Source organism: Methylobacterium komagatae, from assembly GCF_042661665.1.
GTDB lineage: Bacteria > Pseudomonadota > Alphaproteobacteria > Rhizobiales > Beijerinckiaceae > Methylobacterium > Methylobacterium komagatae.
The window spans coordinates 2,501,060-2,526,954 of the sequence record NZ_JBHSWN010000001.1 but is presented as its reverse complement, the minus strand read 5'-3'; the positions used below and the strand labels follow the sequence as shown (position 1 = coordinate 2,526,954).

General features: G+C 67.2%; 18 protein-coding genes and 3 pseudogenes. 15 read left to right on the top strand and 6 right to left on the bottom strand.

All coding sequences use genetic code 11. The features are described from left to right. Nucleotides 1-23 precede the first annotated feature (23 nt). Genes ACFQE0_RS12335 through ACFQE0_RS12325 form a run of 3 tightly spaced genes read left to right on the top strand, consistent with a single transcriptional unit; the run spans nt 24 to nt 791 of the window. Complete coding sequence (locus tag ACFQE0_RS12335; protein WP_378969993.1) at nt 24-344, top strand: hypothetical protein; 321 nt, start codon at nt 24-26, stop codon at nt 342-344. Next, nucleotides 344-658, top strand: a complete 315-nt coding sequence (locus ACFQE0_RS12330) for a hypothetical protein (protein WP_378969991.1) — start codon at nt 344-346, stop codon at nt 656-658. The genes ACFQE0_RS12335 and ACFQE0_RS12330 overlap by 1 nt, the downstream gene beginning before the upstream one ends. Next, on the top strand, nt 651-791 hold the full coding sequence (locus ACFQE0_RS12325; RefSeq protein WP_378969989.1) for a hypothetical protein: 141 nt from the start codon (nt 651-653) through the stop codon (nt 789-791). Before ACFQE0_RS12330 ends, ACFQE0_RS12325 begins: the two co-directional genes overlap by 8 nt. A 47-nt stretch (nt 792-838) precedes the next feature. Here the strand turns inward: ACFQE0_RS12325 and typA are convergent, their stop codons facing one another. Continuing rightward, complete coding sequence (gene typA, locus ACFQE0_RS12320; protein ID WP_378969987.1) at nt 839-2,656, bottom strand: translational GTPase TypA; 1,818 nt, start codon at nt 2,654-2,656, stop codon at nt 839-841. 263 nt (nt 2,657-2,919) lie between these two features. Here typA and ACFQE0_RS12315 point away from each other — a divergent pair, with 263 nt between their 5' ends. Genes ACFQE0_RS12315 through ACFQE0_RS12305 form a run of 3 tightly spaced genes read left to right on the top strand, consistent with a single transcriptional unit; the run spans nt 2,920 to nt 7,023 of the window. Then, entirely contained in the window at nt 2,920-3,900 is a 981-nt protein-coding gene (locus tag ACFQE0_RS12315; RefSeq protein ID WP_378969984.1) for an ABC transporter transmembrane domain-containing protein, read from the top strand. A gap of 35 nt (nt 3,901-3,935) precedes the next feature. Further along, nucleotides 3,936-5,564, top strand: coding sequence for a P-loop NTPase family protein (locus tag ACFQE0_RS12310; protein ID WP_378969982.1), 1,629 nt, complete (start codon nt 3,936-3,938; stop codon nt 5,562-5,564). A 58-nt stretch (nt 5,565-5,622) separates the two neighbouring features. Then, nucleotides 5,623-7,023 (top strand): cytochrome P450, encoded by a 1,401-nt coding sequence (locus tag ACFQE0_RS12305; protein ID WP_378975448.1) that lies wholly within the window; start codon nt 5,623-5,625, stop codon nt 7,021-7,023. A gap of 51 nt (nt 7,024-7,074) precedes the next feature. Here the strand turns inward: ACFQE0_RS12305 and minE are convergent, their stop codons facing one another. Genes minE through minC (ACFQE0_RS12290) form a run of 3 tightly spaced genes read right to left on the bottom strand, consistent with a single transcriptional unit; the run spans nt 7,075 to nt 8,952 of the window. Then, nucleotides 7,075-7,398, bottom strand: a complete 324-nt coding sequence (minE, locus tag ACFQE0_RS12300) for a cell division topological specificity factor MinE (protein WP_378969980.1) — start codon at nt 7,396-7,398, stop codon at nt 7,075-7,077. Next, complete coding sequence (gene minD / locus ACFQE0_RS12295; RefSeq protein ID WP_378969978.1) at nt 7,395-8,210, bottom strand: septum site-determining protein MinD; 816 nt, start codon at nt 8,208-8,210, stop codon at nt 7,395-7,397. The genes minE and minD overlap by 4 nt, the downstream gene beginning before the upstream one ends. Nucleotides 8,211-8,223: 13 nt before the next feature. Next, nucleotides 8,224-8,952, bottom strand: coding sequence for a septum site-determining protein MinC (minC, locus tag ACFQE0_RS12290; protein WP_378969975.1), 729 nt, complete (start codon nt 8,950-8,952; stop codon nt 8,224-8,226). Between the two features lie 322 nt (nt 8,953-9,274). On the opposite strand from minC (ACFQE0_RS12290), the gene ACFQE0_RS12285 reads away from it, so the two are divergent. The 3 genes and pseudogenes from ACFQE0_RS12285 (at nt 9,275) to ACFQE0_RS12275 (ending at nt 13,114) form a co-directional block, all read left to right on the top strand. Then, on the top strand, nt 9,275-10,120 hold the full coding sequence (locus ACFQE0_RS12285) for a formate/nitrite transporter family protein (protein ID WP_378969973.1): 846 nt from the start codon (nt 9,275-9,277) through the stop codon (nt 10,118-10,120). Nucleotides 10,121-10,179: 59 nt separating this feature from the next. After that, nucleotides 10,180-11,909, top strand: a pseudogene (locus ACFQE0_RS12280) (protein kinase domain-containing protein). A 119-nt stretch (nt 11,910-12,028) separates the two neighbouring features. Continuing rightward, a complete protein-coding gene (locus ACFQE0_RS12275; protein WP_378969971.1) occupies nt 12,029-13,114 on the top strand; it encodes a hypothetical protein in 1,086 nt (361 codons plus the stop codon). A 27-nt stretch (nt 13,115-13,141) separates the two neighbouring features. On the opposite strand, the gene minC (ACFQE0_RS12270) is transcribed toward ACFQE0_RS12275, so the two are convergent. Beyond that, complete coding sequence (minC, locus tag ACFQE0_RS12270; RefSeq protein ID WP_378969969.1) at nt 13,142-13,852, bottom strand: septum site-determining protein MinC; 711 nt, start codon at nt 13,850-13,852, stop codon at nt 13,142-13,144. Between the two features lie 159 nt (nt 13,853-14,011). Here minC (ACFQE0_RS12270) and addA point away from each other — a divergent pair, with 159 nt between their 5' ends. Both addA and trxA read left to right on the top strand, forming a co-directional pair. Then, nucleotides 14,012-17,500: a double-strand break repair helicase AddA gene (addA, locus tag ACFQE0_RS12265; protein WP_378969966.1), complete on the top strand. Its 3,489-nt coding sequence runs from the start codon at nt 14,012-14,014 to the stop codon at nt 17,498-17,500. Nucleotides 17,501-17,668: 168 nt separating this feature from the next. Further along, complete coding sequence (gene trxA / locus ACFQE0_RS12260) at nt 17,669-17,992, top strand: thioredoxin (protein ID WP_378969964.1); 324 nt, start codon at nt 17,669-17,671, stop codon at nt 17,990-17,992. Nucleotides 17,993-18,046: 54 nt separating this feature from the next. Here trxA and ACFQE0_RS12255 read toward each other — a convergent pair. Beyond that, a pseudogene (locus ACFQE0_RS12255) lies at nt 18,047-18,670 on the bottom strand (TetR/AcrR family transcriptional regulator); the annotation flags it as partial. Nucleotides 18,671-18,792: 122 nt separating this feature from the next. Between ACFQE0_RS12255 and ACFQE0_RS12250 the strand changes: the two are divergent. The 4 genes and pseudogenes from ACFQE0_RS12250 (at nt 18,793) to bamA (ending at nt 25,861) form a co-directional block, all read left to right on the top strand. After that, the gene (locus tag ACFQE0_RS12250; protein WP_378969961.1) at nt 18,793-20,010 is read left to right on the top strand and encodes an HlyD family secretion protein; all 1,218 of its coding nucleotides are present in this window, start codon (nt 18,793-18,795) and stop codon (nt 20,008-20,010) included. Between the two features lie 9 nt (nt 20,011-20,019). Beyond that, nucleotides 20,020-21,606, top strand: a complete 1,587-nt coding sequence (locus ACFQE0_RS12245; RefSeq protein WP_378969959.1) for a DHA2 family efflux MFS transporter permease subunit — start codon at nt 20,020-20,022, stop codon at nt 21,604-21,606. Nucleotides 21,607-21,731: 125 nt separating this feature from the next. Beyond that, nucleotides 21,732-22,885 (top strand): annotated as a pseudogene (gene rseP / locus ACFQE0_RS12240) (RIP metalloprotease RseP). 417 nt (nt 22,886-23,302) lie between these two features. Continuing rightward, the gene (gene bamA, locus ACFQE0_RS12235; protein ID WP_378969957.1) at nt 23,303-25,861 is read left to right on the top strand and encodes an outer membrane protein assembly factor BamA; all 2,559 of its coding nucleotides are present in this window, start codon (nt 23,303-23,305) and stop codon (nt 25,859-25,861) included. Nucleotides 25,862-25,895 lie beyond the last annotated feature (34 nt).

The window sequence follows — 25,895 nt, the reverse complement described above, 5'->3', positions numbered from 1 at the left end:
ATAACAGGACACGAGAGGCCATCATGGCGGACACCAATCAGCGTCAATCGCTCAAGGACTTCGACGCCTATGCCGACCGCAACGGTCAGGATCTCGGGCAGGATTCGCCCCTGGATGTGGGCCTGCCGCAAAACACGCAGGCCGATCTGAAGCGCGACCCCTCCGGCCAGGCCGAGGCCGCCCGCATCGCATCCGGCACGCCGAGGCAGGATGCCACTGACGCCACCGAAGCCGAAACGCCGCCGGACAATCTGCGTCGCCTTCGCGGCGAGGGCGATTCCTCCACATCCGAGGCCATCGACCGCGCGACCGCCGCCGTCGGCCAGGACGACGGAAAACGCTGATGGTGCGCGAAACCAGCGACTCCGCCACCGTCACCCGCAAGCCAGACGACAAGGTCGGCTCGCCCGGCTCGCCGCCCGCAGGCGGCGGGCATCAGACGCCGCAGCAGGCGGCGATCACCGGCATCGAGAGCGGCGGCAAAGACGAGGACGAGCGTCGGCGAGAGATGGGCGGCGGGGCCGCCGGGTCATCGCCCCCCGCCATCGGCGGCTCTTCGAACGGCCATTCCGACCAGAAGGCATCGCGCGGCCCCGGGGCCGATACAAAGGTAGCCGGCGGACATTCCCGCGCGGAGAGGAGGGACGGCGATGAGTGAGCGTGAGGAACCTAAGAAGCGCCCGGAGAACATCGCCCCGGACGCCGTGAAGGACCCGAACGAGAAGACGGACGGCAAGCCGGGCGAAGGCCCGAAGGGGTCGAACAGCGAAACTGACCCCGGTAGCAGCTGAAAAGAAAAAGCCCGGAGGGTTCGACCCTCCGGGCTTTTTATTCAGCCTCAGGCTTCCTTGGAGCGCTCGGCGCGCTTGCGATCGTTCGGGTCGAGGACCGTCTTGCGCAGGCGGATCGACTTCGGCGTGACTTCCATCAGCTCGTCGTCCTGGATCCAGGCGAGCGACTTTTCGAGGGTCATGCGGATCGGCGGAGTCAGGCGAACCGCCTCGTCCTTCGAGGTGGTGCGGATGTTGGTGAGCTTCTTGCCCTTGAGCACGTTCACCTCGAGATCGTTCTCGCGGTTGTGCTCGCCGACGATCATGCCCTGATACACCTTGGCGCCGGGCTCGATCATCATCGGGCCGCGATCTTCCAGGTTCCACATGGCGTAGGCCACGGCTTCGCCCTTGTCGTTCGAGATCAGCACGCCATTGCGGCGGCCGGGGATCTCGCCCTTGAAGGGCTCGTAGGCCTTGAACAGGCGGTTCATGATCGCCGTGCCGCGCGTGTCGGTCATCAGTTCGCCCTGGTAACCGATCAGGCCACGGGTCGGGGCGTGGAAGACGAGGCGCAGGCGATCACCGCCCGACGGCCGCATCTCGATCATCTCGGCCTTCCGCTCGGACATCTTCTGAACGACGACGCCGGAATGCTCCTCGTCCACGTCGACGACGACTTCCTCGACGGGCTCCAGCAGATTGCCGTCCTCGTCCTTCTCGAACACCACGCGCGGACGCGACACGGCGATCTCGAAGCCCTCGCGGCGCATGGTCTCGATGAGGATGGCGAGCTGCAACTCGCCACGGCCGGAGACGTAGAACGAGTCCTTGTCGGCGGCTTCCTCGATCTTGAGCGTGACGTTGCCCTCGGCCTCCTTGAACAGGCGGTCGCGGATCATGCGGCTCGTGACCTTGTCACCCTCGGTGCCGGCCAGCGGCGAATCGTTCACGATGAACGACATGGTGACGGTCGGCGGATCGATCGGCTGGGCCTGGATCGGCTCGTTGACCGCCGGATCGCAGAACGTGTCGGCCACGGTGCCCTTCATCAGGCCCGCGATGGAGACGATGTCGCCCGCCTCGCCCACGTCGATCGGGGCGCGCTCGAGACCACGGAAGGCCAGGATCTTCGAAACGCGGCCGGTCTCAACGACCTTGCCCTCGCGGTCGAGAACCTTGATCGACTGGTTCGGCTTCACCGTCCCGGAGGCGATGCGGCCGGTGATGATGCGGCCGAGGAACGGGTTGGCTTCGAGCAGGGTGCCGAGCATGCGGAACGGGCCGGGCTCGGTCTTGGCCGGGGGCACATGCTTGAGCACGAGGTCGAACAGCGGCGCGAGGCCTTCAGACTGGTCGGCTTCGGGCGACAGGCCCATCCAGCCGTTGCGGCCGGACCCGTAGAGGATCGGGAAATCGAGCTGCTCGTCGGTGGCGTCGAGGGCGGCGAAAAGGTCGAACACCTCGTTCACGACCTCGTTGATGCGGGCATCCGGCCGGTCGACCTTGTTCACTGCCACGATGGGGCGCAGGCCGATCTTCAGGGCCTTGCCGACCACGAACTTGGTCTGCGGCATCGGGCCCTCGGCGGCGTCGACCAGCACGATCACGCCGTCGACCATCGAGAGGATGCGCTCCACCTCGCCGCCGAAATCGGCGTGGCCGGGGGTATCCACCACGTTCACGCGGGTGTCCTTCCAGACGACCGAGGTCGCCTTGGCCAGGATGGTGATGCCGCGCTCCTTCTCGAGATCGTTCGAATCCATGGCGCGTTCTTCGACGCGCTGGTTCTCACGGAAGGTGCCGGACTGCTGGAGCAGCTTGTCGACGAGGGTCGTTTTCCCATGGTCGACGTGGGCGATGATGGCGATGTTGCGCAGATCCATGGGCCGGGTTCACGCTCGGTGGCCCTGGCAGTGCCGGTGCATCGGACGACATCAGGTCGTCCGCCCCGGGCCATGGGCAGATGTGTGGCGGTTGCGCTGCAATAGAAGGACATACCGCTTCCGGCAAGCCCAGGCGGCAAATCAGCGTCGGTTTCCCTGTGGCGACGTGCGCCTCCGGACGCGACGGCGGCGAGTTTCGCTATAGATAGGCAGCGTCGCGATCCGGGTTCGGCGTCGCCCCGCCCCCTGTCCGGAAGGACCCCATGCGCGAGCTAGAGCCGCGACTGTTCAACTACATCTGGCGTCATTCCAAGCGCGACCAGATCGCGATCTGCGCCGTCGTGCTGGCGTCGCTGCCGTTTTATTTCGCCTCGCTCGACCTGCCGAAGCGCATCGTCAACGACGCGATCACCGGCCGCGCCTTCTCCCACGGGGAGGAGACAGCCTCCTTCCTCGAGATCAAGATCGACTGGCCGAGCTTCCTCGGCGGCGGTCGCACGGAGCTTTTCGAGGGATTTCACGTCGACCGGCTGCACCTGCTGCTCGGTCTTTCGCTCATGTTTCTCGGCCTCGTGATCGTGAACGGGGCCTTCAAATTCTGGATCAACCTGCAGAAGGGCATCCTCGGCGAACGGATGCTCCGCCGGCTGCGATTCCAGCTCTTCGCCCTGATGCTGCGCTTCTCGGCCGAGGCCCAGAGCGAGGTGAAATCTTCCGAGACCGCCACGATCATCCGCGACGAGGTGGAGCCGATCGGGTCCTTCATCGGCGATGCCATCGTCGTGCCGGCGCAGCTCGGCACGCAGGCGCTCACCGCGCTGGCCTTCATCCTGATGCAGAATGTCTGGCTCGGCCTCGTCGCCGGGGGTATGGTCGGCGTGCAGATGACGGTGATTCCGCGCCTCCGGCGACAGATCATCGTGCTCAGCCGAAAACGGCAGATCGCGTCGCGCGCCTTCGCGGGCCGGGTGGCGGAAGTCCTCGACGGCCTGCCCGCCGTCACGTTGAACAATACCGGGCGGTGGGAACGCGCTGAAATCGGCGGGCGGCTCTACGCGCTCTACGATCTGCGCCTGCGAATCTACCGCCGCAAGTTCGCGGTGAAGTACCTTAACAACCTCATCGCGCAGATCACGCCGTTCCTGTTCTACGCGATCGGCGGCGTCTTCGCTCTAAAAGGCGAGCTCGATATCGGCCAGCTCGTCGCCGTTCTTGCTGCCTATCGCGACCTACCCCTCCCCTGAAGGAACTGATCGATTGGGATCAGCAGCGCCTCGACGTGGAGGTGAAGTACGAGACGGTCGCCGCGCATTTCGGCCCGGATCGGCTGACGCCCTACCAGGACGATGATGGCCCCGGCCTACGGCTCGGGTCGCCGCTCTCGACCGAGGATCTCACGATTCGCGACCCGCGCGGGGGCTCGCCCATCGACATCGCCCCGATCGACATGCCCCTGCCCGCGCGGCTCGCTTTGGTCCCGCCGGGCGCCGTGTCGCAGGAATTCGCGCGGGTGGTGGCGGGGCTCGCGATGCCGCGCGGCGGCACGGTGCGAATCGGCCACTACGATCTCGCCACCCTGCCCCGCTCGATCTTCTCCTCGCGCTTGGCGTTCGCAGGCAACACGCCGGTGCTGTTCCCCGGCTCGATTCGCGACAACCTGCTCTACGGGCTCCGGGTGAAGCCTCAGGCGAGCCGTCGCCTGGACTTCACGAAGCAGAGCCTCCGCGAGGCGCTCCGCACGGGCAATCCCCTCGACAGCATCACCGACCCCTGGATCGATTTCGCCGCGCTCGGCGTCGAAGACGCAGCCGGGCTCGACCGGCGCCTCGTGGAGATCCTCTCCCGCCTCGGCCTCGGCGACGATCTCTATCGCTACGGCCTCGGAACCTTGAGTTCGGTGACCCACGAATCGGAGGCCGGACAGCGGTTCATCCTCGCCCGCGAGCATCTCCGCGAGCATTTCGAGCAGCAGGGTCTGGCCGGTCTCGTCATTCCGTTCTCCCGGGGCGCCTTCAACGATCAGGCGACGCTCGGAGAAAACCTGCTGTTCGGTGTTCCCCGCGACACGTCGCTGACAGAGCCCCTGCGCCTCGCGGCGGCGGTCCCGTTCCGCACGGCGCTGGCGCAGACGCGTCTGCTCGATGACCTCGACCGGATGGGCGTCGAGATCGCGCGGAATCTCAGTGAGATCTTCAAGGACGTGCCCCCCGGGCATCCGCTTTTCCGGCGCTTCTCGCTGATCACACCGGAAATGGTACCGGAATACGAGGCTCGCCTCAGCCGCCTCGCCCCGACGGGCCGCCTGCCGGAGGAGGACAGCAAGGCGTTCCTCGCCCTTTCCCTCGCTTACGTCGAACCGCGCATGCGCTTCGGCCTCGTCGACCCGATCCTGAAGTCGCGGGTCGTCGGTGCGCGCAGCGTGGTGCAGGACGCTTTCGGTGGGCAGGATGGCTGCGATATCGAGACCTACGATCCCGCCCGCATCAATCCGCGGGCCAGCGTGCTCGACAACATCCTGTTCGGCCGCATCGACACGGCGCGGATGCACAGCGAAGAGATCATTCAGCGCGAGGTGCTCGCCGTGTTCCGCGAGTTCGATCTCGAAGACGGCATCCGGCGGCGGGGTCTCGAACGGCAGGTGGGCAATCGCGGGCTTCTCCTGCCGGAGCGGGTGCGCGTCCGCGTCGGCCTCACCCGGGCGCTGCTGCGCCAGCCGGAGATCCTTGTGATCGACCGCGTGACCGACCATCTCGAAGGGGGCGTTCAGACGCTGCTGGACGTGGTGGAAGAGATGATTCCCTCGGCGACCCTCCTTGCCTCCGTGTCGTCGGAGGTCGAGGTGCATGCGTTCCCCGACGCCCTTCGCCTCGTCCCCTCGGATCAACCGATGCGGAATGCAGCGGAATGAGTGTTCGACGTTTACTCCCGGCCGTCCCTCGGCCATGACCGCGCCCGTGATGGATGCCATGCCGACGGACGCAGCCCAGACAGGCCAAGCCGCAGCGCGCGCGCCGCGAATGGTGCCGCCTCGACGCGAGCCCCCCAGCCGCGACCTGCCGATCCTCGCCTATCTCCGGTCGATCCGCGATAACGGCCTTCTAGGGTTCCCGAAGGCGGCCTTCGAAGAGTGGGTGACCCGGCGCGGATTGCTCGGACGATCGAGCTACATCCTCAACGATCCGGAGGCGATCCGGCGCTTCCTCGTGGAGAACCAAGCCAATTACGCCCGCACCGTAGGCACGATCCGCATCCTGCGGCCGATCCTCGGTGACGGACTTTTGATCAGCGAGGGCGCGGAATGGCGCCACCAGCGCCGGACCTTGGCTCCCGCCTTCACCCCCCGCGCCATCGACGGGCTGGTGCCGCATATCGACCGGGCGGTGACGGACGGCATCGCGGCGCTTCGCCCTGTGGCGGCGGCCGGCCCGGTCGATCTGTTCGCGACCTTCCATAGCCTCGCCCTGGATATTGCGGGCCGGGCCATGTTCTCCGTGGGAATGGACCGGCAGGGCCCGCAATTGCGTGCCTTCATCGCCGAGTACAGCGTCCGGATCGGCCGCCCACACGTCCTCGATGTGCTGATGCCGCCGGGCTGGCCAACTCCGCTCGGATGGCCCCGCGCGCGGTTCCGGAAGCGGTGGATCCCCTTCCTCGATTCGGTGATCAGGGCCCGCGCCGAAGCCGCCGCGAATTTCAACGGCGATCTTCTCGATCTCCTGACCGCCGCGCGCAACCCTGAGACGGGCCAGCCCTTCAACCTGCAGGAACTGCGCGATCAGGTCGCGACCATGATCCTGGCGGGCCATGAGACGACGGCGGGGACCTTGTTCTGGGCGAGCTACATGCTCGCTCTGTGCCCGGAAATTCAGGAGCAGGTCGCCGCCGAGGCACGGGCTGCCGACCTCACCGATCCGACAGGCTGCCACGCGGATGGTCGACTGCCGCTGACGCGCGCGGTTATCGACGAGACGTTGCGGCTCTATCCGGCGGCCTTCGTGGTGGTGCGGCGCGCGCTGGGCCCGGACGAGCTGGCGGGCCATCCCGTCGCCAAAGGCGACATCGTCCTGGTCAGCCCCTGGGTGCTGCACCGGCATCGCAAGCTGTGGGACGACCCTGACGCGTTCGATCCCGGCCGCTTCCTGCCGGGACGCCCAGCCCCGGCGCGGTTCAGCTACCTGCCCTTCGGCGCGGGACCGCGCGTCTGCATCGGCGCGCAATTCGCCTTGAGCGAGGCGGTTATCGCCCTTGCCCGCCTGTGCGCGGCCTTCCGCATCGAGTTCGTTGGCAAGGAGCCGATTTTGCCGGCGGCGGTGGTGACGACGCAGCCCGAAAATCCGGGCGCCTTCCGGCTGCACGCGCGGGATTGAGGGCTGCAAACAAAAACCCTCCCCCGCCGAGACGGAGAGAGGGCTTGGCGATCAAGCCGCCTTCTTGGTGCCGCTCTTGGCAGCGACCTGCGCGATCTTGCTCGCGAGCTTCGCGTCGAGCTTGGCCGAGGCACCGAGGGGAAGCTCGATGTCGAGGCCCAGCGTCGAGACACCGGCGCCGCGCTCCAGCGTGACCTTCACCTTGTCGGGCTCGACCGCGACATGGTTAGCGATCACGGCCAGGATCTCCTCCCGAAGCTGGATCACGAGATCCGGCCTGCCGGATTCGTTGCGCTCGTGGGCGAGGATCAGTTGGAGGCGGTCGCGGGCGACCGCGCTGGAATTGCGCTTCTGGAAGATCCCGAGGATGCTCATGCAGCCCTCCGCATGAAGAGCTTGTCGAGGAAGGACTTGCGCTCCGTGGGGAGCACCATCGGCACGTCCTCGCCCTTGAGCCGCTTGGCCGCGTCGGCGTAGGCGCGGGCCGGGGCGCAGAGGGGGTTGTTCAGCGTCACCGGGCAGCCGACGTTGGAGGCGCGGAGCACTTCCTGGCTTTCCGGGATGATCGCGAGCAGCGGGATCGAGAGGATCTCCAGCACGTCCTCGGTCTTCAGCATGTCGCCGCGATCGGCCCGCATCGGGTCGTAGCGGGTGAGGATCAGGTGTTTCTCCATCTCCTCGCCACGCTCGGCCTTGGCGGTCTTGGAGTCGAGCAGGCCGATGATCCGGTCGGAGTCACGCACCGAGGAGACCTCGGGGTTCGTGACGACGACGGCGATGTCGGCGTGGTGCATGGCGAGCTGGGCGCCGCGCTCGATGCCGGCCGGGGAGTCGCAGATCACCCAGTCAAACTTCTCGCGCAGTTCCTCCATGACCCGTGCGACGCCCGCATCGGTCAGGGCGTCCTTGTCACGGGTCTGCGAAGCCGGCAGCAGGTGCAGGCTCTCGACCCGCTTGTCCTTGATCAGCGCCTGCGGCAGCTTGGCGTCGCCGTTGACCACGTTGATCAGGTCGTAGACCACCCGGCGCTCGGCGCCCATGATCAGGTCGAGGTTGCGCAGGCCGACGTCGAAATCGACGACGCACACGCTCTGGCCACCCTGTGCGAGGGCCGCTCCGAGGGCCGCGGTCGTCGTCGTCTTACCGACGCCGCCCTTGCCCGATGTGACGACGAGAACCTTTGCCACGCGTCGCTCTCCCTTAATCCAGCTTAGCCAGTTTCATGGTGCCGCCATCGAGCCAGACCTGAGCGGCTTTGCCGCGCAGGGCCGATCCCATGTCCTCCGCAGTCCGCACGAGGCGGTCGATCCCCAGCAGCTCGGGCTCGAACTTGCGGCAGTAAATTCGGGCGCGTGGGTTGCGGGCGGCGCCGGCGATGGCGCGCCCCCGCAGGGCGCCGTAGACGTGGATGGAACCGCCGGCGAGGACTTCGGCCCCGGAGGAGACGTGGCCCATCACGGTCACGTCGCCGGTCGGGTTCACGATGCTCTGGCCGGAGCGGATCGACCCCTCGACGGTAATCGAGGTGACGAGCAGCGGCTCGGGTTCGGCGGGGATCGACGGAACCTCGATCGAGGCGCCGGGGCGCCCCTGCAGGAGGATCGGCGGCAGGCCCTCGCCCGCCTCCTCCGTGCCCTCGATGCCGAGGACGCGGATGTCGCGATTGCGCAGCTCGTCGAGCAAGCCCTGGAGATCGTCCAGGGACGGCTTCAGCTCCGCAAGGTCCAGAATGAGCGCCCGGCCCCTCAACAGGGTCGGTGACCGCTTCAGCGCGAGGTCGAGACCGGCGAGCCAGTCTCCGACCGGGGGCTCCGGCGTCAGCGCCAGGGCCTTGAAGACCCGGCCGCGGAAGCTCAGCGGCCGGAGGGTCACCCGCGGCTCGGAGGCGGCGGGCTCTGTAGTGATCGGCTCTGGTGAAGCTGCGCTCATGGCCGCCCGTTAACAGTCCTTACCGGACCATTGACGGCGGGTATGGTTACCGAAGGGTTAAGTTTGTGATCCTCCCGGCAAATTTTGCCGGGATCCTTGGATCGTGTCCCGACGCGCGGAGGATGCCACCTTTTGTTGCTTTCGGGCGACAGATACTCGGCGCGACACAAAAGGCTCCAAACAGGCTCACCTCTTGCATCTTACCCTCCGGCACCTGGCGACAACGGCAGGAGGCGGCCGGTACGGCCGTCGCTCGGACTTCCGTCAGCGTCGATGGCAAGCCGAGGCGCCGACGTTCGCAGCAAGATTTTCAGGAGACACGATGGCTTATCTGGCCCCTTCGGAATTCGCCGTCAAAATGGTCGATGCCGGTGAAGCGAAAGTCTTCATGTCGACCCGCGATACCATCATCCGCGCTTATATGGCCGGTGCGATCCTGGCGCTCGCCGCCGTCTTCGCGGTGACCATCACGCAGCAGACCGGCCAGCCGATCGTCGGCGCCGCCCTCTTCCCGGTCGGCTTCTGCATGCTCTACCTTCTCGGCTTCGACCTCCTGACCGGCGTGTTCGTGCTGACGCCGCTGGCCCTCCTCGACAAGCGTCCGGGCGTGACCGTCGGCGGCGTGCTGCGCAACTGGAGCCTTGTTTTCGTCGGAAACTTCCTCGGCGCCCTGACCGTGGCTTTCATGATGGCCTGCGTCTTCACGTACGGCTTCACCAGCCCGCCCGATAAGACCGCCGAATTCATCTCGAACATCGGCGAGAAGCGCACCCTCGGCTACGCCGCCCATGGCTTCGGCGGCTGGATGACGCTGTTCATGCGCGGCATGCTCTGCAACTGGATGGTGTCGACCGGTGTCGTCGGCGCGATGATCTCGACCCATGTGAGCGGCAAGGTGATCGCCATGTGGATGCCGATCATGCTGTTCTTCTTCATGACCTTCGAGCACTCGGTGGTGAACATGTTCCTGTTCCCGTCGGGCCTCATGCTCGGCGCCAAGTTCTCGATCATGGATTACCTGATCTGGAACGAGATCCCGACCGTGCTCGGCAACCTCGTCGGCGGCCTCGCCTTCACCGGCCTGACCATCTACTCGACCCATGTGCGCACCGCGCCCAAGCGCCCAGTTTCGGCCTCCGCCGAGGGTGTGCGCCGCCTCGCGGCCTGACGCTCATCTGAGAAACGGCGCCCCGGACCGGGTCCGGGGCGCCGCAACACGGTCGGGCGATGACGCGGACACTGACGGTCACCATCGGCCAGCACAGCGAGCGCGGCCGGAAAGACGAAAACCAGGACTTCCACGGCGCCCTCGTGCCGGACGGTCCGGCCCTCAAGCTGAAGGGCATCGCGGCCCTCGTCGCAGACGGCATCAGCAGCAGCGCGCTCGGTGCGGTGGCGAGCGAGACAGCCGTCAAAAGCTTCCTCACAGACTATTACGCGACGCCCGAGACATGGACGGTGCGAAGCGCCGCCAAGCGCGTCATCGCCGCCACCAATTCCTGGCTGCACGCGCAGACTCGCCGTGCCGCCGAGCCCGGCAACGCCGACCGGGGCTGCGTCACGACGCTCTCGGCCCTCGTCCTGCGCTCGCGCACGGCGCACATCTTCCATTGTGGTGACAGCCGGGTCAGCCGCCTCGCCGGGCGCGCCCTGGAGCAGATTACCGAGGACCACCGCGTCGTGATCTCGTCCCGCGAGAGCTATCTCGGGCGGGCGCTGGGCGCGGATGCTCATGTCGAGATCGATTGCCTCACCGTGCCTGTCCAGGCGGGTGACGTCTTTCTCCTCACCACGGACGGGGTGCACGAGCACCTGCGCGCGCGCGACATCGCCGAGATCGTCGCGTCGGCCGGGACCGATCTCCAAAGTGCGGCCCGGCGCATCGTGGATGCTGCCTACGAAACAGGCAGCGAAGACAATCTGACGGCGTTGATCGTCCGCATCGACACATTGCCGGAGGGGGAGCCCGGAGAGGTTGTAGGCGAGGTCGGCGACCTCCCCCTGCTCCCCTGCTCGAACCGCCCTGCCGCTTCGACGGCTACGACATCGAGCGTCGGCTCCATGCGGGCGGACGTGGGCATGTCTACCTTGCCACCGATGGCGAGACCGGGGCGCGGGTGGCGCTGAAGGTGCCGGGCCTCGAGTTGCGCGGGGACCGCGATTACCTACGCCACTTCATGATGGAGGAGTGGATCGCGCGGCGGCTCGACAGCCCCCATGTCCTGAAGGCGCATGACCGCGATGGGCCGCGCAGCCACCTCTACACGGTGATGCGCTATGTCGAGGGGCGCACCCTCGCCCAGTGGATGGCCGACAACCGCGAGCCGCATCTCGAAACGGTGCGTGAGATCATCGAGCAGATCGCGAGAGGCCTTCAGGCCTTTCACCGCCGGGAGATGGTGCATGGCGACCTGCGCCCGGAGAACGTGCTGATCGATAAGGCCGGAACGGTGGTGATCGTCGATTTCGGAGCGACCCGCGTCGCGGGGCTGGTCGAGGAAGGCGGGCGCACGGACGATGCCCTGCCGCAGGGCGCGATCCAGTACACGGCGCCGGAATGCTTCCTGGGCTACGCCCCCTCCCCTGGCTCGGACATCTTCGCGCTGGGCATCCTCGCCTACCAGATGCTCACCGGCCGCCTGCCCTATGGCGGAGAGGCCGCCCGCGCGCGCACGGCCGGGCGGCAGAAGCGTCTCCGCTACGTGTCGGCCCGCCACGCGCGCCCGCTCCTGCCCGCCTGGGTCGACGGCTCCTTACGCCGGGCGACGCATCCCGACCCCACCCGGCGCTACGATGTGCTGTCGGAATTCGTCCACGATCTGCGCCACCCCAATCCAGCCTTCAGCGAGACGCGGGGTGTGCCGCTGATCGAGCGCGATCCGCTCGTGTTCTGGCGCGGCCTGTCGCTGGTGCTGGGCGTGACGGTGATCGTGCTGTTGGCACTGCTGGCGCGATAGAGGCCGACATCCGTGGGACAACCTTAAGCATATGGTCCAAGTCACGGGGCGCTTTTAGGGTTCTGCAACAGCTCAAAGGTTATCGACCGGCTCGGCAACCCCACACAAGGAAGCGAGCCATGAGGAAGCGCCCCGTCATCACCGCGATCACTCTGGCACTGCTGGCCGGAGCCGCCGGTTCGCCCGCATGGTCGGGTGAACGCAAGCTCTTCGAGAATGTCCGTGGCTGGGAAGTCGAGCGCAATATCGGCCAGACGGGCCGCTATACCTGCCAGATCTCCTACAGCTACCGCGACAAGGACGATGACAACGCAGAGAACGCGATCGTCCTCTCCCTCGATGAGGGCAAGGTGAACCTCGTCCTCGGCTACGCGAACTGGGTTTGGGACAAGGACGAAACCGTCCAAGCGTCCTTCTCCATCGACAAGCAGGTTCTCTATCCGAAGCAGGGCTGGACAGGTGAAGCCAAGCTTCTCTGGTCGCAATTGCCGGATACCGTGATTCCGAAGCTCATCAAGGGGAAGCAGATCGTTCTCAAGTTCAACGATGGCGCGGCCGATTTCAGCATTCCAGGCTTCGCGGACGCCTATGAAGGGCTGAAGCGCTGCAACGCCGCCGCCACTCAGGATACGCCCGCGCCACAGGCTTCGTCCGTCCCGGCCGAGAAACCGAACGAGATCCGGCTCCAGGCCTATTTCATGGGCCTGATCCTGCAGAAGACCGCCGCGAGTTGCGCCGTCAGCACGACCGCGCCGCAGAGGGCCGCCATCGACGCCAAGGTGAAGGTCCTGCGGACCGAGTTCGCCGCAATCGACTCGGCGGTTCAGGAGGAGATCAACAAGGCGGGCAAGCTTCCGGACTGCCCGAAGGATGCGGCCGAGACCGCCACCTTCGACACCGAAATGAAGGCCTATATCGACCAGGGGCCGGAGGCGTTCGTCGCCTCCGCGGAGAAGCGCAGCGCGGAACGCGAGGCGGTCAAAAAGGCCGAAGCGGAGGCCAAGGCCAAATCCGAGGCCGAAGCGAAGATGCGCGCCGAGATCGAGACCAAGATGCGCGCGGAAGCCGAGGCCAAGAGCAAGGCCGAGGCGGAGGCGAAGGCCCGGGCCGAGATGGAAACCCGCATCCGTGCCGAGGTCGAAGCCAAGCTTAAGGCGGAAGCCGAGGCCAAGGCTACGAAGGTCGAGGCCGAGGCGAAGCCCTGAGGCTCGACGATCGAAGCCGAGATGGCTCTACCGGTTCTGGTCGAGCAGTGTCAGCTTGAGCGCGTCTTCCACCAGCCGCACCTCGACGGGCTGATTGTGGAAGGCGGGATCGAGATCGTCGGCGGCCTTGTACAGGCCGTCGATGGCCACGAGTTCCGGCTCGAACCGGCGGCACCAGATCCGTGCGGTCGGATTGCCCGAAGCCCCCGCCACCGCCCGGCCGCGCAGGGCGCCGTAGACGTGGATGGAGCCCCCGGCGATCACCTCGGACCCCGAGGCCACGGCACCGAGCACCGTAACGTCGCCTTCAAGATGAAGGATCGTCTGGCCGGAGCGCACCGGGGTGTCGATGATCAGCGACTTGGCGGGAACGGTGCGGGTCGTAGGCTCCGGAACGGGGGCGTCTGGCGTCGAAACCTCTCCCGCCGGGCGACCGCCCGACAGTGACGGCGGCAGGCCGGGGCCGAGCATGCCGGGGGGCGCCCCCTCGATGCCGTGAATCGGGATATCGCGGGCCGTCAGTTCCGCCACGAGCCCGTCAAGATCCTCCCGCGTGAGTGATAGGCCGGTCAGGTCGAGGATGGTCGGACGTCCCGCGAAGAAGGCGGGCGCGCGACGACACAGGGCGTCGAGATCCGCGAACCAGTCAGCGACGGGCGGCACGGGGGCCAGCACGGTCGCCATGAAGGAACGGCCGCGGAAGCGGATCGGCGGGCGGGCCGCGCTGGATTGGGTCATCGTCACCGGCGGATCGCGTGGTTTCGCGGCGAAAGGTTCTGCTGCATCCATGCGGCGGCTCGGGCTTCGCCGCAATCCCGGTGCGGCACCGAGGCGGCGCGCAAGGCCAAGACCTCGTGTACAAGTGGCGCCCCACCCGGAGCGTACGGACCGAAGCCCTTGAATTCGACCGCGGGACAGACCCTGCCCGAGACAACCCGGACGATCGTCGTCGATCCGCTGACCCGCGAGAACCAGCGACGGGCGGCCGATCCACGCGCCTCCGCCTGGGTTTCGGCCAATGCGGGCGCGGGCAAGACCAAGGTTCTGACCGACCGCGTCGTGCGGCTGCTCCTCGACGGGTCGCCCCCCGGCCGGATCCTGTGCCTCACCTTCACCAAGGCCGCCGCCGCCAACATGGCGATCCGCGTGTTTCAGCGCCTCGGACGGTGGGTGACGCAAGACGATGCCTCCCTATCGGCCGAACTCACCGAACTGACCGGCGAACGCCCCTCGGCCGAGCGGCTGCGCATGGCGCGGCGGTTGTTCGCCCGTGCCGTCGAGACGCCGGGCGGGCTCAAGATCGAGACTCTGCACGCCCTGTGCGAGCGGCTACTGCACATGTTCCCCTTCGAGGCGAATGTGCCCGCACGGTTCGTCGTGCTGGACGAGATGCAGGCGCGGGAGATGTTCGCGGTGGAGACCGCCAACGTCCTCGCGGACGCGACCCAGGCGACCGAGACCCCGGTGGGCATCGCCCTGTCGCGTGTCACCGCCGAGGCGACGGGGGAAGCCCTGCACGACGCGGTTCGCGCAGCGGTCCGCGCCCACGCCCTCATGGTGAGCCGCGACGGGCTGGACGGTGCCTTCATCCGCCTGCGCGCGGAACTCGGCCTCTCGGCGGAGGAGGATGCCGACCGGATCGAGGGGGCGATCCTCGATAATGGCCTCGACGATCTCACGGCCATCGCTGCCGCTCTCCAGACGGGCAAGGCGAGCGACGCCACCTTGGCCGAGACCGTCGCCGAGGCGCACTTTGCGCGGGAGGCGGCGCCGAAGGGATACGACCGAAGCGAGGCGATCGAGGCCTACAAGGCGATCTTCTTCACGCAGAAGGACGACCCCAAGGCCGACAAGAGCCTCGGCACGAAATCCGTGCCGGAGCCGGTGAAGCTCGCGTTGATCGAGGAGCGGGACCGCCTCATTCCCCTGTTCGACCGCCTGCGCGCCGCGCGGGCTCATGCCCGCACCGAGGCGTTGTTCACCCTGGCCGCCGAGATCCACCGCCGGGTCGAGGCGCAGAAGGCCCGCCTCGGCGCGCTCGATTTCGACGACCTGATCCGCCGCGCCCTCGACCTGCTCTCGCGGGTCGGCGCAGGCTGGGTGCTCTACAAGCTGGATCGCGGCATCGACCACGTTCTGGTGGACGAGGCGCAGGACACGAACCCCGAACAATGGGCGATCCTGCGCACGCTCACACAGGAATTCGCGGCGGGCGAAGGCGCGCGTGAAGGCAACCGCACCCGCTTCGCCGTGGGCGACCCCAAGCAATCGATCTACGGCTTCCAGGGCGCCGACCCCCGCGAATTCGCAGTGACGCGGGCGGCATGGATCAGCGAGTCGCGCTCAGCGGGCATTGCCTTTGCGGATGTGCCGCTCACCCTCTCCTTCCGCTCGACCACGATGGTCCTGAAGGCGGTGGACGCGGTCTTCGCCATCGACGCCCACAATGACGGCCTGTCGGAAGAGGACGTGCGCAGGCCGGTTCATGCCAGCGCCCGGCCGCACGCGGCGGGCGCAGTCGAGCTGTGGGACATCGCTGAGCCCGAGGCGACCGACGAGGTGAGCGCTTGGTCCGCACCGGTCGACACGCCCGATCCCGGCTCGCCGGCTTTGCGCGTCGCGCGACGGGTCGCGGCCGCCGTGAGGACCTGGACCCGCGACGGCGACGCCACCGGCCGCATCTGGCGACCGGGCGACATCCTCATCCTCGTGCGCAAGCGCGGCCCGGCCTTCGAGGAGGTGATCCGCTCCCTGAAGGGGCTCGGCGTCCCCGTGGCGGGGCAGGACCGGCTGGAGGTCTCGGCGCATATCGCGGTGGCCGATCTCGTCGCCATCGGCCGCGCGGGGCTGCTCCCCGCCGACGACCTGACCCTGGCCTGCGCGCTGAAGACGCCGCTTGTCGGGCTGACAGACGAGGATCTCGTGCGCCTTGCCGCGGGGCGCGACGAATCCGAGACGTTGCAGGACGCCCTGACCCGGCACGCCGAAACCGGAGACAAAGCCGCCATCACCGCGCGCGACGCGCTCGCCTGCTGGATCGACCTCGCGGGGGCGCTCGGACCGTTCGGCTTCTATGCGCGGCTGCTTGGGCCGATGGAGGGCCGGGCGAAGCTGGTGTCACGCCTCGGCGGCGAGGCGGGCGATGCGATCGATGTGTTCCTTGCCGCGGCGGCCCAGGCCGAAGGTGGCGAGGAAGCGCCCTCCCTCGGCAGTTTCCTGGCCCGGTATCTCGGCGCCGAGGCCGGTCACACGGTGAAGCGCGACCTCGAATCCGGACGCGACGAGGTGCGGGTGATGACCGTCCATGGGTCGAAGGGCCTGGAGGCGCCGGTCGTCGTCATCCTCGACGGCTGCGAGGCCTTCGCGGGCAAGGACCCGCCGCTCCTGCCGATGCTCGGGCGCGACGTGGTGCTGCCCCCGGTTTGGGCGGGCAAGTCGCAGGATTGCACGGCGACCGAGCGCGTCCGCGCCGCGCTCGGGGCACGGGCGCGGCAGGAACACAACCGGCTGCTCTACGTGGCCATGACCCGTGCTGCCGACCGGCTGATCGTCGCCCCCTTCCGCGGCAAGATCCGCGAGACCGAGGCCGCTTGGTGCCGGATGATCCGCGCCGGGATGGAAGCGACGATCGGCGCAGGCGAGACCATCGAATTGGCCTACGGCCAAGCGATCCTCTGGCGCGACGGAGCCCAGATCGAGGGCGGGACCCAGCCCGCCCGCAGCATCGAGAGCCGACCGGCCGAGCCAGACTGGCTGCGCCGGAAAGTGGAAGCGGAGGCCGTCGCGGAAGCGCCGCTGCACCCGTCGGGCATGCTCGATGCCGCTGATGGCGCTCGGCTGCCGCCACCGCGCCTGGGTGATGCTGCCGCCCGCCGCCGTGGCCTTCTGGTCCACGCCCTGTTGCAGCATCTGCCGCGCGTCGAACCGTCTGCGCGGCGCCGGGCAGGGCTGGCCTATCTCGTCTCCCGTGCGCCGGGCCTCGGCGAGCCCGCGCTTCGTGGCATTCTCGGCGCGGTGATGCGCCTGATCGAGGATCCCGCCCTCGCGCCGGTGTTCACGGACGGGGCGCGTGCGGAGGTGAGCCTGTCCGGCCGGGTAAGCGTCGGGGGAATCGAGCGCCCGGTGACCGGCCGCGTCGATCGCCTCGCCGTCAGCGACGACACCGTCACCCTCGCCGACTTCAAGACCGGTCGTCCGCCACCGGATGAGGCTCCCCTTCCCGATGCGGAGGCGAGCCAGATCGCCCTCTACGCCCGGCTCCTGTCGCGGATCTACCCCGATAAGCGTATCGTGCCGATGCTGGTCTGGACCTCCGGGCCGGTGATCCGGATTCTCGACGAAGCCGCGATGGACGCCGCCCTCGCACGGGTGGGTATCGCCGGGTAGCGCCGGTTTCGGGCATGATGGGAATGCCCTGCCGTTATGCGTCCGGTGCCGTGCTCCTTGACCGCTCGGACGCCCGACGCCAATTCTGCCTCGACCGTTCGGGCCGAGGAGCCCGTCCGCGGCCGCCCGGCAGCCTTGCCCGGCGGCGACTTCCGAAAGGTGATTCCGATGGCGACGGTGAAGGTTACCGACGCGAGCTTCGAGCAGGACGTTCTCAAGTCCGCCGAGCCGGTTGTCGTGGATTTTTGGGCCGAGTGGTGCGGCCCCTGTCGGCAGATCGGCCCGGCGCTCGAAGAGATCGCGACCGATCTCCAGGGCAAGGTGAAGATCGCCAAGGTCAACGTCGACGAGAACCCGCAGATCGCCCAGCAATACGGCATCCGCTCGATCCCGACGCTGCTCCTGTTCAAGAACGGTGAGCGGGTCGACCAGAAGGTCGGCGCGGCCCCTAAGGGCGACCTCTCCCGCTGGATCTCGGCTCAGACCGTCTAAGGCTTGAGCGTGACGGTTCCGGGCTGCGCGTCCAGCGTGGCCCGGTGCCGATTCAGGGCGCGTAGCCCGCAAAAACACCCTGACGGCCTCGTCGACCCGGTGATTGAGATCACCCTCGTCCTCGATCCCCCCAGCCGAGAACAGCAGGCGTGTGAACAATCCCGCCTGACACAGGTGTAGGAAGTGCTTGGCGGCCAGCTTCGTGTCCGCAGCTTTCAGTCGCCCCGCCGCCACCTGCGCATCGAGGTAGCTCGCGAGCCGCCCCTGACCCAGGGCAGGTCCGGCCTCGAAGAAGGTGCGCCCGAGATGGGGAAACTTCTCGCAGGCGCCGATCACCATGCGCACGAGCGAGACATGGTCCGGCTTGCTCATCTCCATCAGGTAGGTTCTCCCGAGCCGCGTGAGCACGCTGCGGATATCCGGGTCATCCACGTCGAGCGCGAACAGTGATTCCGCGAGGCCGCGCTTCTGGTCGATGGTCAGCGCCTCGAATAAAGCGTCCTTGCTGTCGAAATAGACGTAGAGCGTGCCCTTCGAGACCCCGGCCGCACGGGCGATCTCGCCCATGCTCGCGCCATCAAAGCCGGAAGCGGTGAAAACCCGCCGCGCACCTTCAAGGATCTGCCGCCTCTTCTCGGTCTCGGCGCCATCGCGCTCGATGGCCGCTGCACCTGCCACGGTGTGTTCTCCACATCATTGACCGAACGGTTCGGTCAACATATGCTGCGGGAATTGCAGGCCGGCGTCAACGCTCGTCCCGCGGATTGACCGAACGGTTCGGTCAAAACGGAGTTTTTCGGATGTCCCTCCGCGAGGATGCAGGGCGGCCGATCGAGGCCATCGACGACGAGAGCGCCACGCGCAGCGGCGCGCAACGGGCGGAGGCTCGCCCGGCCGTCGCGGCACCGGTCCAGTCGGCAGCGCTTGCCGAACCGGCCGCGCCGCCGCGCAAGCGTCCCCTGCGCAAGCTCCTGCTCCTCGGCGTGCTCGCTGCCGCCGTGACCGGGGGAGGCTACGAAGGATGGCAATGGTGGAGCGTCGGGCGCTTCTTCGTCTCGACGGACGACGCCTATGTGCAAGCAGACATCTCGGTCATCGCGGCCAAGGTCCCAGGCTATCTTGAAGCCGCGCCGGTCGTGAACGGGCAATCGGTGGCGAAGGGCGATGTCATCGCCAAGCTCGATGACGGCGATTACCGCCTCGCCCTGCGCTCCGCGCAGGACAAGCTCTCGACCCAACGCAGCACCATCGAACGTATCGGCAAGCAGGCTGAAGCGGCCGAGGCACAGGTGGCCCAGGCCGCCGCGCAGGTGGAGGCGAGCCGCGCCGACGCCGTGCGGGCCGAGGCCGATTTCCGGCGCGCCACGCAAATGCAGGCCGATTTCGTCGCCCGCTCCCGCATCGATCAGACCAAGGCCGACCGCGACCGCACCGACGCCGCGGTGAAGGGTGCCGAAGCGGCCCTGCTCGCCGCTCGCGCCAATGTCGAGGTGCTGCGGGCGCAGCAGAAGGAAGCTGAGAACCTCGCCGCCGAACTGAGCACCGCGGTGGACCGTGCCCAGCGCGACCTCGACTTCACCGTGATCCGCGCACCCTTCGACGGCGTGGTCGGCAACAAGGCCGTGGAGGCGGGCGCCTACGTGGCGCCGGGTACCCGCGTCGCTGCCCTGGTGCCGCTCCAGAGCGTGCGCATCGACGCCAATTTCAAGGAGACGCAGGTCGAGCGGATGCGTCCCGGCCAAGTGGTGACCGTGACGGTCGATGCCTATCCCGACCGGCCGATCCGGGGCGTGGTGGAATCTTTCTCTCCGGCCTCCGGCTCGGTGTTCAGCCTGCTGCCGCCGGACAACGCGACCGGCAACTTCACCAAGATCGTCCAGCGCATGCCCGTGCGCGTGAAAGTGCCCCTGGACGTCGCCCGCGAGGGCTTCCTGCGTCCGGGCCTTTCGGCTGTGGTGAAGGTCGATACACGTGAGGCGGGCGGGCTCACGGACGCCCGGGTCGCTGAGGCGCGCTGAGGTCCCGCCATGGCCGCGTCAGCCGTCCTTTCCCCCGCCGCCGTCCCGGTGCCGGCCGAACCGGCCATCGACAAGCGGCGGATGGTGGCCTTCCTGTGCATGGTGTTCGGGATGTTCATGGCGATCCTGGATATCCAGATCGTCTCGGCCTCCCTTAACGAGATCCAGGCCGGGCTCTCGGCCTCCGGCGACGAGATCCCCTGGGTCCAGACCAGCTACCTGATCGCGGAGGTCATCTCGATCCCGTTGTCGGGCACGCTGTCTCGCGTGCTCTCGACCCGGTGGATGTTCTCCATCTCGGCGGGCGGGTTCACGCTGATGAGCCTGATGTGTGCCTCCTCCTCGACCATCACCGAGATGATCGTATGGCGGGCGCTGCAGGGCTTCATCGGCGGGGGTATGATCCCCACGGTCTTCGCCTCGGCCTTCACGATCTTCCCGGCCTCGAAGCGGTCCATCGTCTCGCCGATGATCGGCCTCGTCGCGACGCTGGCGCCGACGATCGGCCCGACGGTCGGTGGCTACCTGACCGATCTGATGTCCTGGCACTGGCTGTTCCTCGTGAACGTCGTGCCCGGCATCCTCGTCACGATCTCCACCGCCATCCTCGTGGATTTCGACAAGCCCGACCTGTCGCTGCTGCGCCGGTTCGACTGGTTCGGCCTCGCCACCATGGCGGGCTTCCTCGGCTGCCTCGAATACGTTCTCGAAGAGGGACCGAACCACGATTGGCTCCAGGACGAGGCGGTGTTCGCGTGCGCTGTGATCTGCGCCGTCTGCGCGCTGCTGTTTTTCTGGCGGGTCTTCTCCGCCCGCGACCCGATCGTGGACCTGCGCGCCTTCTCCGACCGCAACTTCGCCAGCGGCTGCGTGGCGAGTTTCATCATGGGTATCGGCCTCTACGGCCTCACCTATCTCTACCCGGTCTATCTCGCGCGGGTTCGGGGCTACTCGGCGCTGATGATCGGCGAGACGATGTTCGTCTCGGGCCTTTGCATGTTTGCGACGGCGCCCATCGCGGGGCGCTTCTCCGGCAAGGTCGATCCGCGCATCCTGATGGCCATCGGCTTCGGCGGCTTCGCGGCGGGGACGTGGATCGTCACCGGACTGACCAAGGATTGGGACTTCTGGGAGTTGCTCTGGCCGCAGGTGCTGCGCGGCTGCTCGCTGATGCTGTGCATGATCCCGATCAACAACATCGCGCTCGGCACCCTGCCCCCGGCGCGGATGAAGAATGCCTCCGGCCTCTATAACCTAACCCGCAACCTCGGCGGCGCGGTCGGCCTCGCGCTTATCAACACCCTGCTCAACGACCGTTGGGACCTGCATCTGACCCGCCTGCACGAGCGGTTCACGTGGTCGCATCCGCCCGCCCTCGAGCGGCTTGATGCGATCCAGCGCGGCTTCGTAGATTACGGCAGCGCCGCCCCCGCCATGGCCCTGAAAGCCATGACCAACACGGTGCGGATCCAGGGTCTCGTGATGGCCTTCGAGGACGTGTTCCTCGTCCTCACGCTGCTCTTCCTCGCCATGGCCTGCGCCGTACCGCTGATCCGGAAGCCGCGCGCCGGGGCGGGTGCCGCAGGCGGGCACTGAGGTGGATTACGGGGGGCGTCGTGTCGCCCCCCAGTATTGATTGGCCTCCGGGCGCGCCGATCTGCTATTGACGGCGCGCGGGACGGCCGGAGAGACGCCCCGCGCCGACGGCCGGGACGGAACGCATGGATTTTCTCAACGCAATGGGCGGCACCGCCGGAGGATTCTTCGGCGCCCTGATCCCGTTCCTGTTCGTGCTCACCGTCGTCGTATTCGTCCACGAGATGGGCCACTTCCTCGTCGGCCGCTGGTGCGGCGTCGGGGTTCACGCATTCTCCATCGGCTTCGGGCCCGAACTGTTCGGCTTCAACGACCGCCGCGGCACCCGCTGGAAGCTCTGCGCCATCCCGCTCGGCGGCTACGTGAAGTTTCATGGCGACGCCAACGGCGCCAGCGTGCCGGCCCCCGAAGTCATCGCGCAGATGACCCCGGAGGAGCGGGCGATCAGCTTCCCGACCCAGCCCGTCGCCAAGCGCGCGGCCATCGTCGCCGCCGGGCCAGTGGCGAACTTCATTCTCGCCATCGCCCTTTTCGCCGGAGCGATCTGGTTCGGGGGCCGTTACGAGTTGCCCGCCCGCGTCTCGGCCGTGGAGGCGAACAGCGCCGCCGCCCAGGCCGGATTCAAGCCGGGCGACCTCATCACGGCCATCGACGGAACTCCGGTCGGCGACTTCAACGCCATGTACCGGATCGTGACCGGCTCGGCGGGCACCTCTCTCGCCTTCACCGTCGAGCGTGACGACCGCAACATCGTCCTCAACGCGACCCCGGCCACGATCGAGGAGCGCACGCCCTTCGGCCGACACCGGATCGGCCGCCTCGGCATCCGCTCGCCCAACGGCACGGAAGCGAAGCTCGTCCATTACGATCTCGCCGACTCCCTGAAGCTCGGGGTAAGCGAAACCTACTTCGTGGTGGAGCGGACCTTCACCTATCTCGGCAAGCTGGTGACCGGCCGGGAATCCGCCGACCAATTGTCTGGCCCGATCGGCATCGCCCGCGTCTCGGGCGAGGTCGCCAAGACCGGCGGCGTCGGTGGCCTCGTGGGGCTGATCGCCCTCCTCTCCGTCTCCATCGGCCTATTGAACCTGTTCCCGGTGCCGCTGCTCGATGGCGGACACCTGCTGTTCTACGCCTTCGAAGTGGTGCGCGGCCGCCCCTCAGCGAGCGGGCGCAGGAGGTCGGCTTCCGCATCGGTCTCGCGCTGGTGCTGATGCTGATGCTGTTCGCCGCCTGGAACGACATCCTCAACCTCGGGGCCTCCCTGAAGAACACCTGATCCGGCCAAGCCGGGCAGTGGATAGGGCGCAAAAATAAAGGCGCCGACCCCCGTCCGACCGCCCAGCGCTCGCCACAATCCTGGCCGTTCCGCCCGATCCGGCGGAGCGGCCTTTTCGTTAACGCCCGGTTCACGGGACGCGGAACGCCCCAAAAAACTCACGACTCTACAGATATTTACGATCTGTTCAGTATCTTCACGGCTTTAGGCGGACGCCGCCTCAGACGTTAAGTGGCGCGAAGGCCACGTCTCCCCAAAATCCCTTGGTGGAGGTGCCAGGCGCGTTTGCTTGACGGGGGAATCCCAGTAAGAGCTTTGCTTGGACCGAAGCCACGCTTGGACCACGGGAATGGGACGATCGACCAACGATCGCCCGCGCAGGCAAGCCCTGCGACCAGATCAGAAACGGGCGATTGCATGATGTCGTTGACGGGGAAGCATCGGCGTAAGTCGATGCGGAAGACCATCGTCCTGATCTCCACGGGGGCAGGTATGGTGCTGGGCGGGGCCGCCCAGGCCCAGCAGATTGTCGTGCAGGGCAACCAGCGCGTCGATTCCGACACCATTCGTTCCTACGTCACCGGCACCGCATCGGGCTCCGCCGAGGAAGCCCGCCGCAACCTGCTCGCCAGCGGCATGTTCTCGGACGTGAAGGTGTCGCAATCCGGCGGCCGCACGGTCGTGACCGTTCGCGAGAACAACCTGATCAACCGGGTCGTTTTCGAGGGCAACAAGAAGGTCGAGAAGGCGACGCTGGAAAGCATCGTCGAGTCGAAGTCGCGCGGCCCGTACAGCGAGGCCGCCATCAACGCCGACCTCGCCCGTATCCGCGACGTCTACAAGCGCTTCGGCCGCGGCCTCGCCAAGGTCACCTACCGCACGGTCAACCTGCCGAACGGCCGCGTGGACGTGATCTACGACATCGACGAAGGTGATAAGACCGGCATCGTCTCCATCAACTTCGTCGGCAACCAAGCCTATTCCGACCGGACCCTCCGCGGGCTGATGAGCTCGTCGGAGATGAACTTCTTGTCGTTCGTGAAGACGTCGGACGTCTATGATCCGGAGCGGATCAGCCAGGATCTCGACCAGGTCCGCCGCTACTACCTGAAGAACGGCTATGCCGACTTCCAGGTGGTGAATGCCGACGCGCAATACGTCGAGGGCGAGAAGGCCGGCTACGTCATCACGATCACCGTGAATGAAGGCCAGCAATACTCGGTCGGTGCCGTGGCGGTGGATTCCCGCCTGCCGGGCCTCGACACCGAGACGCTGCGCTCCGACATCGCCACCAATGTCGGCGACACCTATAATGCCGACGACGTTGAGCGGACGCTCAACACCCTGACCCGTGAGGTGAACCGCGCCGGCTATCCGTTCGCGCAGGTCCGCCCGACCGGTCAGCGTGATCCGGCGACCCAGCGCGTCTCCCTCGGCTTCGTTGTCGAGGACGGCCCGCACGTCTACGTCGAGCGCATCAACGTTCGCGGCAACACCCGCACCCGCGATTACGTCATCCGCCGCGAGCTCGATTTCGCCGAGGGCGACGCCTACAACCGCGTGCTGACCGACCGTGCCGAGCGCCGCCTCAACGGCCTGGGCTTCTTCAAGAAGGTCCGGTTCTCGAACGAGCCCGGCTCCGCTCCCGACCGCGTCGTCGTGAACATCGACGTTGAGGATCAGCCCACGGGTTCGTTCTCGGTGGCAGGCGGCTACTCCACCCAGGACGGCATCATCGGCGAAGTCTCGGTCTCCGAGTCCAACTTCCTCGGCCGTGGCCAGTATGTGCGCCTCGCCGGTACCGGCGGCCAATACTCGCGCGGTGTCGACTTCTCGTTCACCGAGCCGTACTTCATGGGCTACCGCCTCGCGGCGGGCTTCGACGCCTTCTACAAGTACTCGGATCTCACCCGGTACTCGCGCTACGAGACGACCGTTTATGGCGGCCAGGTTCGTATCGGCCTGCCGATCACCGAGGAATTCGGCGTCACCCTTCGTTACTCGCTGTACAACACCGAGCTGAAGGTCCCGAACACCCTCAAGCGTCCGTACAATGACTGTTCGGTGCCGATCCCGGGCTACACTCAGACCTATGCGGCCGGCACGATCCTGAACGGGCGCAACGTCGGCGGTCAGGCAGCCTACCCGCTCTGTGCCACCGATGGCGAAGCTTCGATCGCCATCAAGGGTTCGCAGGGCAACACCCTCACCTCGCTGGCCGGCCTCACCCTTGCCTACTCGACGCTCGACGTGATCGGCGCGCCGCGCAACGGCGTCTACGCCGAGTTGAAGCCCGACGTGGCCGGCATCGGCGGCGACTCGAAGTTCTTCCGCGTGACGGCGGACGCTCGCTACTACAAGGAACTGTACGAGGACGTCGTCGGCTTCGTCCGCTTCCAGGGCGGTCACATCGAATCCCTGGACGGCAAGCCGCTGCGCATCACCGACCAGTTCTTCCTGGGCCCGTCGCTCGTCCGCGGCTTCGCCCCGAACGGCATCGGTCCGCGCGACGTCGGCATCGCCGACGCCCGCTCGAACGCGATCGGCGGCTCGACCTATGTCGGCGGTACGGTGGAAATCCAGTTTCCGCTCTACGGCGTGCCGCGTGACCTCGGCCTGAAGGGCGCCGTGTTCGCCGATGCTGGTACGCTGTTCGGCTACCATGGCCAGCGCTCGTTCGACGTGAACGGCGATCAGTTCATCAACGGCTTCGCGAACGGCCGCTGTAACTTCAACGCCTACACGATCGGCGTCGAGCCGGAATGCGTGAACGTCCGCGACAAGGCCGTCCTGCGGTCTTCGATCGGTGCGTCCATCCTCTGGAACTCGCCGCTCGGACCGATCCGCTTCGACTACGCCTACGCCCTGACGAAGGACGAGGGTGAAAAGGTCATCATCCCCGGCTCGAACCGGATCGGCCATATCGGCAAGGACCAGACGCAGGCGTTCCGCTTCTCGGGCGGCTCGCGCTTCTGATCCGGCGCTTGACGTGAAATCCGAATGGCCGGCC

What these genes read in the sequence shown, in the direction of transcription:
- minE (WP_378969980.1), bottom strand. Translation starts at nt 7,398, where the DNA reads ATGAGCATCCTCGGGATCTTCCAGAAGCGCAATTCCAGCGCGGTCGCC.
- bamA (WP_378969957.1), top strand. Translation starts at nt 23,303, where the DNA reads ATGATGTCGTTGACGGGGAAGCATCGGCGTAAGTCGATGCGGAAGACC.
- ACFQE0_RS12245 (WP_378969959.1), top strand. Translation starts at nt 20,020, where the DNA reads ATGGCCGCGTCAGCCGTCCTTTCCCCCGCCGCCGTCCCGGTGCCGGCC.
- ACFQE0_RS12325 (WP_378969989.1), top strand. Translation starts at nt 651, where the DNA reads ATGAGTGAGCGTGAGGAACCTAAGAAGCGCCCGGAGAACATCGCCCCG.
- ACFQE0_RS12275 (WP_378969971.1), top strand. Translation starts at nt 12,029, where the DNA reads ATGAGGAAGCGCCCCGTCATCACCGCGATCACTCTGGCACTGCTGGCC.
- minC (WP_378969969.1), bottom strand. Translation starts at nt 13,852, where the DNA reads ATGACCCAATCCAGCGCGGCCCGCCCGCCGATCCGCTTCCGCGGCCGT.
- trxA (WP_378969964.1), top strand. Translation starts at nt 17,669, where the DNA reads ATGGCGACGGTGAAGGTTACCGACGCGAGCTTCGAGCAGGACGTTCTC.
- ACFQE0_RS12330 (WP_378969991.1), top strand. Translation starts at nt 344, where the DNA reads ATGGTGCGCGAAACCAGCGACTCCGCCACCGTCACCCGCAAGCCAGAC.
- ACFQE0_RS12315 (WP_378969984.1), top strand. Translation starts at nt 2,920, where the DNA reads ATGCGCGAGCTAGAGCCGCGACTGTTCAACTACATCTGGCGTCATTCC.
- typA (WP_378969987.1), bottom strand. Translation starts at nt 2,656, where the DNA reads ATGGATCTGCGCAACATCGCCATCATCGCCCACGTCGACCATGGGAAA.
- ACFQE0_RS12335 (WP_378969993.1), top strand. Translation starts at nt 24, where the DNA reads ATGGCGGACACCAATCAGCGTCAATCGCTCAAGGACTTCGACGCCTAT.
- ACFQE0_RS12285 (WP_378969973.1), top strand. Translation starts at nt 9,275, where the DNA reads ATGGCTTATCTGGCCCCTTCGGAATTCGCCGTCAAAATGGTCGATGCC.
- minC (WP_378969975.1), bottom strand. Translation starts at nt 8,952, where the DNA reads ATGAGCGCAGCTTCACCAGAGCCGATCACTACAGAGCCCGCCGCCTCC.
- ACFQE0_RS12305 (WP_378975448.1), top strand. Translation starts at nt 5,623, where the DNA reads ATGCCGACGGACGCAGCCCAGACAGGCCAAGCCGCAGCGCGCGCGCCG.
- ACFQE0_RS12250 (WP_378969961.1), top strand. Translation starts at nt 18,793, where the DNA reads ATGTCCCTCCGCGAGGATGCAGGGCGGCCGATCGAGGCCATCGACGAC.